The organism is Acinetobacter sp. A47 (assembly GCF_000805455.1).
In the GTDB taxonomy this organism is placed as follows: Bacteria; Pseudomonadota; Gammaproteobacteria; order Pseudomonadales; family Moraxellaceae; genus Acinetobacter.
In genome coordinates this window covers 521,043-532,180 of record NZ_JSUS01000032.1, presented here as the reverse complement: position 1 = coordinate 532,180, position 11,138 = coordinate 521,043, and the positions used below count along the sequence as shown (strand labels likewise).

8 protein-coding genes are annotated in these 11,138 nt (G+C 45.0%); 4 read left to right on the top strand and 4 right to left on the bottom strand.

Annotated features, from left to right (window positions below; genetic code table 11):
- The first annotated feature begins 8 nt into the window (after positions 1-8).
- Complete coding sequence (locus OC23_RS09015) at positions 9-770, top strand: AraC family transcriptional regulator (protein ID WP_038344265.1); 762 nt, start codon at positions 9-11, stop codon at positions 768-770.
- A gap of 46 nt (positions 771-816) precedes the next feature.
- On the opposite strand, the gene OC23_RS09010 is transcribed toward OC23_RS09015, so the two are convergent.
- A complete protein-coding gene (locus tag OC23_RS09010; RefSeq protein ID WP_052209153.1) occupies positions 817-2,112 on the bottom strand; it encodes a DcaP family trimeric outer membrane transporter in 1,296 nt (431 codons plus the stop codon).
- 248 nt (positions 2,113-2,360) lie between these two features.
- Between OC23_RS09010 and OC23_RS09005 the strand changes: the two genes are divergently transcribed.
- Entirely contained in the window at positions 2,361-3,161 is an 801-nt protein-coding gene (locus tag OC23_RS09005; RefSeq protein WP_038344264.1) for an inositol monophosphatase family protein, read from the top strand.
- A 55-nt stretch (positions 3,162-3,216) separates the two neighbouring features.
- Positions 3,217-4,539, top strand: coding sequence for an MFS transporter family glucose-6-phosphate receptor UhpC (gene uhpC, locus OC23_RS09000; RefSeq protein ID WP_038344263.1), 1,323 nt, complete (start codon positions 3,217-3,219; stop codon positions 4,537-4,539).
- Between the two features lie 306 nt (positions 4,540-4,845).
- Here the strand turns inward: uhpC and abaF are convergent, their stop codons facing one another.
- The 3 genes from abaF to OC23_RS08985 all read right to left on the bottom strand — a co-directional run bounded on the left by abaF (position 4,846) and on the right by OC23_RS08985 (position 9,648).
- A complete protein-coding gene (gene abaF, locus OC23_RS08995; protein ID WP_038344262.1) occupies positions 4,846-6,147 on the bottom strand; it encodes a fosfomycin efflux MFS transporter AbaF in 1,302 nt (433 codons plus the stop codon).
- Positions 6,148-6,323: 176 nt separating this feature from the next.
- On the bottom strand, positions 6,324-7,904 hold the full coding sequence (locus tag OC23_RS08990) for an aldehyde dehydrogenase (NADP(+)) (protein WP_038344261.1): 1,581 nt from the start codon (positions 7,902-7,904) through the stop codon (positions 6,324-6,326).
- A 172-nt stretch (positions 7,905-8,076) separates the two neighbouring features.
- Positions 8,077-9,648, bottom strand: coding sequence for an APC family permease (locus OC23_RS08985; RefSeq protein ID WP_038344260.1), 1,572 nt, complete (start codon positions 9,646-9,648; stop codon positions 8,077-8,079).
- A 319-nt stretch (positions 9,649-9,967) separates the two neighbouring features.
- On the opposite strand from OC23_RS08985, the gene OC23_RS08980 reads away from it, so the two are divergent.
- Positions 9,968-11,137 (top strand): MFS transporter, encoded by a 1,170-nt coding sequence (locus tag OC23_RS08980; RefSeq protein WP_161792270.1) that lies wholly within the window; start codon positions 9,968-9,970, stop codon positions 11,135-11,137.
- The last annotated feature ends 1 nt before the right edge of the window (position 11,138 follow it).

Here is an 11,138-nt window from a genome sequence, read left to right as displayed (position 1 = left end):
TCTAGCTCATGTCTCTGGTTCACCTTCCGCAACTTACTTCAACCCTGGAAGATTTCTTAAAGAATCTGGAAAGTATAGAACCTTTATTCGATGCTTTGTCTTCAGTGGTTTTTTTTATTAAAAATGCCGAGGCACGTTATGTGTATGTCAACCAGACCCTGGTAAACCGCTGTGGTCTAAAAGACAAATCTGCATTGCTGGGAAAAACGTCGGAAGAAGTTTTTCCACATGCGCTTGGAAAAATATATACCTCGCAAGATCGACAGGTGATTCGGCGAGGCAAAAAACTTGCTGAACAGCTAGAACTACATTTATATGCAAAGAACCAGTCGGGATGGTGCCTCACCTATAAAGAACCGTTATTTGATAAAGACGGTCATCTTGTCGGCATAGCCGGAATTTCCAATGACCTGAATGTACCGGAAAATACGCATCCAGCTTTTTATAAAATGGTGCAGGTGGAAGAATATATCAAGAAAAATTATGCCGAAACGATAACCCTGGCTCACCTGACTGCAATTGCAGGCGTATCGGTGGCCCAGTTAGAGCGCTACTGCAAAAAGATTTACCATTTAACCCCAAGACAGATGATCAGTAAAATCCGTTTGCAAGTGGCTACAGAACTTCTGGCTACAGATTTGGCCATTACTGAAATTGGTCTGCGTTGTGGCTATACAGACCATAGTGCGTTTTGTCGTCAATTTAAGCTGCATACAGGTATGTCTCCGAGTCTGTTCAGAGGGACATATAAAACAGGCGCAATAAAATAACCCTAACAGGGTTAGGATTATTTTATATGTGTCAGGAAGCGTCCTGTTAAAAGTTGTAGCGCACCATGGCTTCCAGCCGGTTATCTATCCCTTTTTGATTATTGAAGGTTTTTCGTTCTCCATAGATATATTCAAGTCCAAAAGTCACGGGAGTCACAGGGTTATACATCATATAGAGCCAGCCTTGCTGTAAAGACTTATTCTGGTTTTGATCAGAGACAAGGTCGTATTGCGCAAATCCGTTATTGTCGTTGGCAAACATGGCACCGTAACCCAAGGTGGCTTTAATTTTAGGTGTTAACTGATAAGAGAGACCTGTAGTAAAGCTGTCAAACTCATTTAAATATACCTGGGTTTTGGTGTTATCGAGCAGATAGGCACTATTGGTATAGAGCAGGAAGCGGTCATCTCCCTTGACATGTGAATAGTCCGCCATCAGCTTTAATTTCGGGCTAGCCTGATAACTTGCCCCGATTGCAGCGCCCCAGCTCACCTCTTTTTTATTGTTGGCATCTGCAATACGTAATTGCTGAACCATGGCCCTTGTCGAAACAGATCCATTTTCAAAATCATATTTGAGTTTGCCTGTGAGTGCCGGAAGCCGGTTTTCATCCCGGCCTTTTTCAAGGCTGATAAAATACTCGGGGCCGGCTGTAAAGCTGTTGTTGTAACGGACGAGAGGAGTACGGAAAGTACCGATGCCTAAAGGTGAACCGAAATCCAGCATGTCGGGTTGTAAATCTGTTGCCAGAAAACTCGATGTGGTCTGTCCAAATAACCAGTTGTTGTAAGTCAAATAGACATGGCGTAAACGGAGGGTGTCATTATTGGCACCTCCACGAAAATCAACTTCGAGTTTACCGCCAATTTGCTGTCCTTCTAGCGGTGTTTTAAAGTCCAGACCAAAGCGGGTGGTCGTTACCGTATTATAGAAGCGGTCTTTATGGACTTCCTGACCATTTAGATCGACCTTATGGATACGGTTAAAAATCCCGTTTCCACCCTTGAACTGATAAGACGAATCACCCCGGATAAAGCCGTATAACTGAAACTCTGCACCAGATCGGGTAGTTAACTTAAGGGATTTTGACGCAGGCTGCCCTGTGTCTGTACCCGGAACCGGAGCTGCCTGACCTGATGTATCCGGTTTAACGCCGGCTTGAGAGTACTGTTGAACTAAGGCTTTAAGCGCATTAACTTCAAGACGGAGCTGCTCGATTTGTTGGGCGCTTTCCTGACTGGTTGCATGGCCAACGAGTGGCAGAGCCGTACCTAAAATAATCAGTATTTGCCGAGTCAGTACTGTTGTGCAAATTGTTGTTCTTTTAAATAAAAAAATCATATACCTGTCCTGAGTATGTGTATTGCCGATCCTTCACCATCACTGGTGTCCAGCTTTTATTGAAAATAATTATTGATAAACAAAAGCAATCTAGGGCTAGAGCATTTTGCTTGATAAAGAATATCGTATACGATATTCTTTTGTCAAAATGAATTCCCATTTTTAGAAATAAACGGAAAATGTTCAAACAGGAATGATTTTTCCTATACAGAACAATAACTAAGATTAAACCTCAAGGAGAAGGTGTTATGGATTACTCAATTTTTCTAGATACGGCACATATGGCAGCAGACCGCGCCCGCTACATATTGAATCAACATCGCCAGAATTTTCGCTACCAGCATATTTTGTTTGAAACCAAAGAAGATGAAAGCCCGGTAACCGAGGTCGATCAATATGTTGAACGGGAGATCAGGAAAATCATCGAAAAATTTTACCCTGATCATGACATTCTGGGAGAAGAATACGGAGGAGAAAACCATCAGGCTGAATTTGTCTGGGTGGTTGACCCGATTGACGGCACCAAGCAGTTTATTTCGGGTTTTCCAACTTTTGGAACCCTGATTGCATTATGTCATCACGGTGTGCCGGTTCTGGGAATTATCGAGCATCCTGCTGTTTGCGAGCGCTGGGTTGGTGTCAAGGGACAGCAAAGTACGCTCAATGGTCGTGAGATTGCGACCCGCAACTGTACATCGCTTGAAACTGCACTGATGTCTTCAAGTAATACCGAGCCTGTTCTGGCTGAACATCGTGCAGGCTATCAAAACATCCTTTGCGCTACCAAGTGGCGGGTCTACGGGGCTGCCTGTTATGCCTATGCCTGTCTGGCAACAGGAAAAATTGATCTGAGTATTGATAGTGGCGGTATGCGTGAAGTGGATTATTGTGCCCTGGTTCCGGTCATTGAAGGAGCGGGCGGATGCATTTCCGACTGGGATGGGGCGCCATTAACCATCCATTCCGGAAAAACGGTTGTTGCAGCAGCGACCCGGGAGTTACATGAACAGGCCATTCAGTTTCTAAAAAAATATAAAGCTGGTGCATAACAAAAACATGCAACGGGACAGATAACCCCGCAAATAAAATAATATGGAGATGTATATGTTTTCCTGGATGAAAAGCGCTCCGGCTCAGCCTGTGATAACGGATAAAAACCACATTGATGCATTATATAAATATTGGCGTATCCATGTGATGATTGCCTTGTATCTGGGCTATTCAACATTCTACCTGACCAGAAAAAGCTTTAACTATGTCATGCCCGAGATGATCAAGGACTTAGGCTTGAGCCTTGCCGATGTCGGGATTTTAAGCACCTCTTTTTATTTGGTCTATGGAATATCCCGGTTTGCATCGGGGGTGATGAGTGACGCTGCCAATCCACGCTACTTTATGGGTGTGGGACTGATTGTAACAGGGGTGCTAAATATTGTTTTCGGCATGAGTTCGACCTTGTGGATTTTTGCCATAATCTGGATTTTTAATGCCTTTTTTCAGGGATGGGGCTGGCCGCCATGTTCTAAAAGTTTAACTACCTGGTATTCACGTAATGAGCGTGGTTTCTGGTGGGCATTATGCAATACCTCCCATAACGTTGGCGGTGCATTAATACCGCTACTGGCCGGAGGGCTGGCGGTTCATTTTGGATGGCGTTATGGCATGTATGTTCCGGGCATTATTGCAATAATTATGGGAAGTATTGTCTGTTTACGTCTAAGAGATAAACCTGCGAGCCTGGGGCTACCTACAGTGGGAGAATGGCGGCATGATGCGTCAGAACTTGCACAAGAAGCCAGAAGTAAAAAAATGAAGGTCTGGGATATTCTGGTGACGTATATCTTTACCAATAAATATATCTGGTTACTGGCCATGTCCTATGTTCTGGTTTATATCGTACGGACCGGGTTAAACGATTGGGCTAACCTGTATCTGGTTAAGGAATATGGCTGGGGACTGGTCAAGGCCAACTCGGCATTAACCTTTCTGGAAATTGGCGGTTTCATGGGCACAATTGTGGCAGGCTGGGGGTCTGATGTCTTGTTTAAGGGGAACCGGACACCAATGAACATTATTTTTATGATCGGGATAGGCATTGCCGCTGCAATTTTATGGTTTTTTCCTAATATCGGTTATGCCTTGACGGCAGGTTGTTTTTTCTTTCTTGGTTTCTTTATTTTTGGTCCGCAAATGCTGATCGGGATGTCAGCTGCCGAAGCTGCGCATAAAGACTCAGCAGGGGCCGCAACCGGTTTTGTCGGGTTATTTGGCTATCTGGGGGCAGCCTTGTCCGGTTATCCGCTTGCAAAAATTATTGAATGGCTGGGCTGGAACGGTTTCTTTATGACCATGATTATTGCAACGCTGGCTTCTGCAATTTTATTATTTCCTCTGCTTTCATCAAAAAATCCGAGTCGGGCAAGTTAGCAAACGGTACAAAGTTATTTTTCAGGCAAGTAAAAAAGAGAGTGATTCATTTAGACTCTCTTTTTTTTTTGGAGATATCTCGAACCAGTTGATAACTAACCGGTTAGGGGTGGATGTGTTATGCTAAAGAAATTACAATGTAATGACATAAGCTTATATTAGTAAGTTTCATGGCGTGTTCATGGAGCTTAAATACTGATTTAAACGTTATGAGACAGAAATGGGTAATTAAAGAAAAGCCGTTTTTTTCAGAAGCCAAAGCTAAAAAAGGCCAGTTCATACAGATGGCCTTTTTTATAGATAGGGTTAGCGAGAAGAGGATTTGTCGTAGAAGGCCAATGATCTGCCTCGGGTCTCTTTGATCAACAAAATTGAAATGATGGAAATCAGGCTGGCAGCCACCAGATAAAGTGAAATCGGGATCGAGCTATTAAACTGTTTTAATAAACTCAAGGCAATCAGTGGAGCGAGAGAACCGGCCATAATGGGTGCAACCTGATAGCAAAAAGAGAGCGCCGTATAACGAATATGGGTCGGGAACAGTTCTGTCATAAGCGCAGAATAAGGAGAATAGGTCATCGACTCAATCAAAAGACCCAGCACAATTGCCAGCATGATCAGCCAGTCATTACCGGTATCCATTAACGGAAAACCAATAAAGCCCCAAAATGCAGTCAGGATCGCACCAACCAGATAAATCGGTTTTCGTCCGTAAACATCACTTAAATGTCCCATCAGGGGAATAATGAAAAAATGAATCAGATGGGCCGCAAACATCAGGCGTAAAATCTGTGATGTATCTTTATGAACCACCAGTTTTAGGTAACTGATTGAAAAGGTTACCACCATATAGTAGAGGATATTTTCAGCAAAGCGGGCGCCAATGCCTGCGACCACTGCTTTCTTGTGGTCTTTTAAGACTTCAATAATGCCCGCTTGCTGGTGCCTGAGTTGTTGCTGTCTGGCTTGTGCCTGTTTAAATACCTCGGCATCATCAACATTTTTCCGAATCCATAAGCCGATGAGTACCACCACTGCCGAGAACCAGAAGGCACAGCGCCAGCCCCAGTTCAGGAATTGTTCCGGTGACAGGTGATGAGAAAGAAGTAACAGTACTAATGTGGCAACCAGATTACCCAAGGGCACTCCGGTTTGTGGCCAGCTGGCCCAATAGCCCCGACGATCATCCGGGCTATGCTCGGACACCAGAATAACTGCGCCGCCCCATTCTCCACCAAACGCAAAGCCCTGAATCAGGCGTAATGTCACAAGTAGAGTGGGCGCCCAATAGCCGATCTGATCGAAGGCTGGAATACAGCCCATTAAAAAAGTGCTAATACCCACAATGATCAGGCTGATCTGTAACAGTTTTTTCCGGCCAAATTTATCTCCATAATGACCGAATACCAAACCGCCAATTGGTCTGGCCAGAAAGCCAACAGCATATAAGGCAAAGGCAGCCAAAATACCATCAATGGCGCTGCCTGTCTGTTGAAAAAACAATTCGCCAAAGACCAGTGCCGAAGCTGTACCATAGAGGAAAAATTCATACCATTCTGCAACGGAACCGACCATAGAGGCCGCGACGACTCTTTTTAAAGTTGTCATAGATAGATCCTTGTTTATACAATTTTATTTTGAGAAAAAAGCTTGTTTGGCTTACTTTTTTTATTTGGATAGCTGGTTGTTGTTATAGAGGTTGGGGAGCATGGACGATTGCTAGCTGAAATTTCTGGCAGGCATAAAAAAGGAGTCCACCATCAGGATGGACCCCTGAAAAATACTTAAAGTGCAGCCTGTGTCAGCTCGCCGTTCACCAACCGGTAAATACCAAGCGGATTGGCATTTTGAAGTGCAGGGGGAAGTAGCTCGTCTGGGTAGTTCTGATAACAGACGGGACGAAGATAACGTTCAATTGCCAAAGTGCCGACTGAAGTCCCTCGCGCATCTGAAGTCGCAGGATATGGCCCACCATGAACCATTGCATCACATACCTCGACACCGGTTGGATATCCGTTTAAGAGCAGGCGGCCTGCTTTTTCTTCCAGTAGCGGAATCAGTGCCGGGAAATCCCTGAAATCCTGAGGCTCAGCAATTAAGGATGCTGTAAGCTGACCGCGAAGGCAGCTCAAGGCAAGTGTAAGTTGCTGGGCATTTTCAACTTCAATCACGATTGTTGCTGGGCCAAATACCTCTTCTTGCAGCAATTCATCCTGTTTGAGTAACAGGGAGACATCTGCTTTAAACAGTTGTGGCTGGGCCTGATTGCCCTGTTGTGGCTGGCCAGCTAAATGCTGAATCTCTGGATGGGCTAACAATTCTTGCAAAGCCTGCTGATAGCTCTTTAGCGTCCCTTTATTCAACATGGTTTGGGGTGGTTGTTGTGCCATCTGCGCTGTGAATCGAACCAGGAACTGGCTAAATTCAGGTGATTTTATACCTAGGATTAGCCCCGGGTTTGTACAAAATTGACCACAGCCCAGTACGACAGAAGCACTTAGTTCGGCTGCAATCGTATCTCCCCGGATTTTTAATGCCTCGGGGAGTAGCACCATCGGGTTGATACTCGACATCTCGGCAAATACCGGAATAGGTTCAGGGCGAGCTGCTGCAAGATCACATAAGGCACGTCCCCCTTTTAAAGAACCGGTAAAACCGACAGCCTTAATCAATGGATGCTTGACCAGTGGTTCACCCACACCTTGTCCATAAATCATGCTAAATATACCGGCCGGTAAAGCACATTTGGCTATTGCCGTGGTAATGGCGTGGGCAATATATTCGGCAGTGGCCATGTGACCGCTATGCGCTTTAACAATCACAGGACAGCCCGCAGCAAGAGCTGAAGCCGTATCTCCACCCGCTGTAGAAAAGGCCAGTGGAAAATTACTCGCTCCAAATACGGCGACAGGGCCGATGCCTATTTTATATTGACGTAAATCCGGGCGAGGCAAAGGCTGACGATCAGGTATAGCCGGATCAATACGTGCTCCCAGATAATCACCGCGTCGTAAAACCTGAGCAAATAAACGCAACTGGCCTGTGGTACGGCCACGTTCGCCACGAATACGTGCTTCAGGTAAGGCAGTTTCCTGACATACGGTCATGATAAACTGATCGTCAAGTGCATCTATTTCACTGGCAATGCTTTCCAGCAAGATGGCACGTTGGTGGGGAGACGTCTGTTTAAACACGGCATGTGCAATTGAGGCTGCCTGTACCGCCTGATTAATTTCTTCCTCTGTTGCCTGGGCAAACCGATAGCCTAAGGCATCACCCGTAGTTGCATCATAACTATAAACCACTTTATCGCCTGCACCTGAGCGCTGTCCTGCAATAAAGTTCTGACCAGAAATATTAACCATATTCTTCCTCATCTAATGGAAATAAATAAACGCTTGCTCTTTGAATAAAGCCAGAAGAAAGCGTTATTTATGTTGATCGATACCTGCTTGAAAATAGGGAGTAAGGGGGATCGCCGTGTACTAACAGCAAGCCTGTCCCTCATCAAAAGTTTTTATTGGGCTATCATCTGCATTAAGCCTCATGGTCTTCTTTAATCATGGCTTTAGGTAAACCTGAACGAATACCCCAGTAATAACAGGCAATAGCTATTAGCATGACCAGTAAGGTATCCAGAGGGGCTGGAAGTAAATGTGAAGCACCTTCGCCAAAGCTTCCTAAGTAAGAGGCAATAATCATGAAGATGTAATAGCCAATCAGCCAGCCTGATGATTTCACCTGTTGAGCAAAGCTGACTTCATGTGTCGGGACATAACGCTTAAAGAGAACGTAGAGAATAAAAAGGACCAGTTGTGAGCCCAGAAGCCAGGAAATCACATTCCAGCCAGACCAATACACAATAAATGATGCAATGATGAAAGAGACAGGGCCAAGCAAACCAAAGCCTTTGACAAAAAACGGGCGGGGTAAATCTGGTGCATTACGGCGTAAAGCGCCTACTGTAATCGGGGCAATGGCATAGCTTAAAACCAGTGCAGCCGAGACCACAGAGATCAGCTTTTCCCAAGACGGAAATGGCATGGTCCAAAACAGGGATAAGGCAAAAGTAAGCCAGAGTGCATAACGCGGAATTCCGGATTTTGGATCAACACGGGTAAAAATACGGAAAAACGTATTACTATTTGACCAAGCATAAATGACCCGTGGTGTGGCTGCCATGTAAATATTTCCACAACCCGAAGGCGAGATGATTGCATCGGATACGACCAGCATGGCCAACCACCCTAAACCCAGCAACATGGCAATATCACGATAAGGAAGCGGAAACTGGTTACTCAGACCTTGCCAGCCATTTGCCAGCATTTCAGTGGGTACAGCCCCCAGAAAGGCAACCTGCAATACCACATAAATCACTGTAGCCAGAACAACGGATAAAATTAACGCAAATGGAATGGTAAATTGTGGGCGTTTTACCTCGCTTGCAACCGAAATGATCGGGGTTAAACCCAGATAGGCGAAAATAATCCCGCCTGCTGAGACAGCACCTTGTACCCCTTGTGCTCCCATAGGGGCGAACTTGGTGACAGAGAAATTAGCAGGTTTGAAATGATAAAGCAGCGCCACGATGACCAAAACTGGAACGGCAAATTTCAATATGCTGATAATGTTGTTGGCGACAGCGAAAGTTTTGACGCTGAAATAATTGAGGGCGAAGAAGAAGCATAACAGGGCGAACTGGAATAACCAGCCGATCACACTGGGAGAGCGCACGCCCTCATGGATAACGGTCAGTGACGGAAACCAGGCTGCTGCATATTCACGGGCTGCTACGACTTCAATGGCGATCAGGCTGGAAAAAGCAATCACAGTGATAGAACCGAGCAAATAGCCTTGCAAAGGCCCATGGGTAAATACCGGATAGCGGATAATCCCGCCAGCCCTAGGCAGGGCTGCACCAAGTTCACAATAGATAATTCCCAAAATCAGTACTGCAAAGCCGCCAATCAGCCAGGAAATAATACCGGCGGGCCCTGCCTGTGCTGCAACGTGGCTTGCAGAGAATAGCCATCCTGAACCAAAAATGGCACCTAAGCCAATAAAGGTCAGATCCATGAGCGAGAGTTGTTTCTTGAATTGTCCTGACATCATGTTTTCCTTAACGATATCACTTTAGTTGTTTTGAATATCGTATACGATATAATTTAAGCGGTAAATAGGAAGATATTTTATTTTTGTCTGGGTTTTTAAAATAAATAACCAAGCTATTGAAAGGTATGACTAAAATTTAAAACAAAGCTATCGGGCGAAGCTGTGCTGATGTAATAGGTGGTATGGATGCAAGAATCCGGATGAATTGATAGTAGACCCGTCTGCTTTCGAGGTATCATATATTTCACCGGCCTATCAAAAATAAAAACATTTTTTATTGTTTATCGGCCATATCTTTTCTCTAGTGCCTCGTTCAATGCCATCACTTACGATTCATGCCCGGTTGTCAGGTTTCTACCTGTTTTATTATTCCATTGTCGGGACCTTCATGCCGTACTGGAACCTGTATCTGCAAGATCAGGGTTTCAACTATCAAGAGATCGGGATTCTTTCTTCAATTGCGATTATTACCCGTTTCTTTGCGCCGCTGATCTGGGGCTGGATTGCCGATAAATCAGGCAAAAGAATGCTTCTGGTCCGTATTGCAACATGGATGGAAGCCTGTATCTGGTTCGCCATATTTGTGATTCCAAACAGCTTTCAATCGGTGGCTTTGCTAATGCTGATTTTTAGCTTTTTTCAAAATGCCATTCTGGCGCAGTTTGAGGGGGTGACCTTATTCTGGCTGGGTGAAAAACGTGCCGAGCTCTATGGCAAAGTGCGGAAGTGGGGCTCGGTCGGGTTTATTGTCGGGGTATTTGTGATTGGAGCATTACTGGAAATTGTTCCGGTTGCCATGCTGCCCATTTTATTATTGTCGGTTTCTTTTCTGACTTTCTTATGGTCATTCACTATTAAAGAACCTGTGCATGCACCCAGTTCTCAGAAAAAATTACAGCCATTATGGCCGGTACTGAAAAAACCGGCTGTTGCTGCTTTCTTTGGCATTGAATTTATTCTGCTGTTTTCACTGGCGCCATTTTATAGTTTTTATAGCAACTTTCTGAAAGAAACCGGTTATAGCACCACCCAGATCGGCAGTTTATGGGCCATGGGCGTCATTGCCGAGATCATCATGTTTGCGGTCGCACAAAAGGTCTTTTTTATCCGGTTTTCCTGGCGGACACTGGTGATGATCTGTTTACTCTTAACCAGTTTACGCTGGTTGCTGGTAGGAAGCCTGAAAAACTACTATTTGGGGCAGTTACTTGCACAAAGCTTACATGCCTTTAGTTTCGGGTTATTTCACCTGATTGCCATGAAAGTCATTTTTCAGTACTTTTCAGCGGAGCAACAAGGCCGTGGTCAGGCATTGTATAGCACCATGTGGGGCTTAGGTGTGGCATCTGGCAGTTTATTGGCAGGGCATTACTGGCAGATGCTTTCAGGCATGACCATCTTTTTCTGTGCCAGTGTGGTGGTCTTGCTGGGGCTGTTATTGGTGGTATGGTTGCCGAATCGGGTTGAAGCAGCAGCCCGCAGTTAAA

Excerpts from the sequence above, each read along its gene's own strand:
- OC23_RS09010 (WP_052209153.1), bottom strand. The coding sequence starts at position 2,112 with ATGATTTTTTTATTTAAAAGAACAACAATTTGCACAACAGTACTGACT.
- abaF (WP_038344262.1), bottom strand. The coding sequence starts at position 6,147 with ATGACAACTTTAAAAAGAGTCGTCGCGGCCTCTATGGTCGGTTCCGTT.
- OC23_RS08990 (WP_038344261.1), bottom strand. The coding sequence starts at position 7,904 with ATGGTTAATATTTCTGGTCAGAACTTTATTGCAGGACAGCGCTCAGGT.
- OC23_RS08985 (WP_038344260.1), bottom strand. The coding sequence starts at position 9,648 with ATGTCAGGACAATTCAAGAAACAACTCTCGCTCATGGATCTGACCTTT.
- OC23_RS08980 (WP_161792270.1), top strand. The coding sequence starts at position 9,968 with ATGCCATCACTTACGATTCATGCCCGGTTGTCAGGTTTCTACCTGTTT.
- uhpC (WP_038344263.1), top strand. The coding sequence starts at position 3,217 with ATGTTTTCCTGGATGAAAAGCGCTCCGGCTCAGCCTGTGATAACGGAT.
- OC23_RS09005 (WP_038344264.1), top strand. The coding sequence starts at position 2,361 with ATGGATTACTCAATTTTTCTAGATACGGCACATATGGCAGCAGACCGC.
- OC23_RS09015 (WP_038344265.1), top strand. The coding sequence starts at position 9 with ATGTCTCTGGTTCACCTTCCGCAACTTACTTCAACCCTGGAAGATTTC.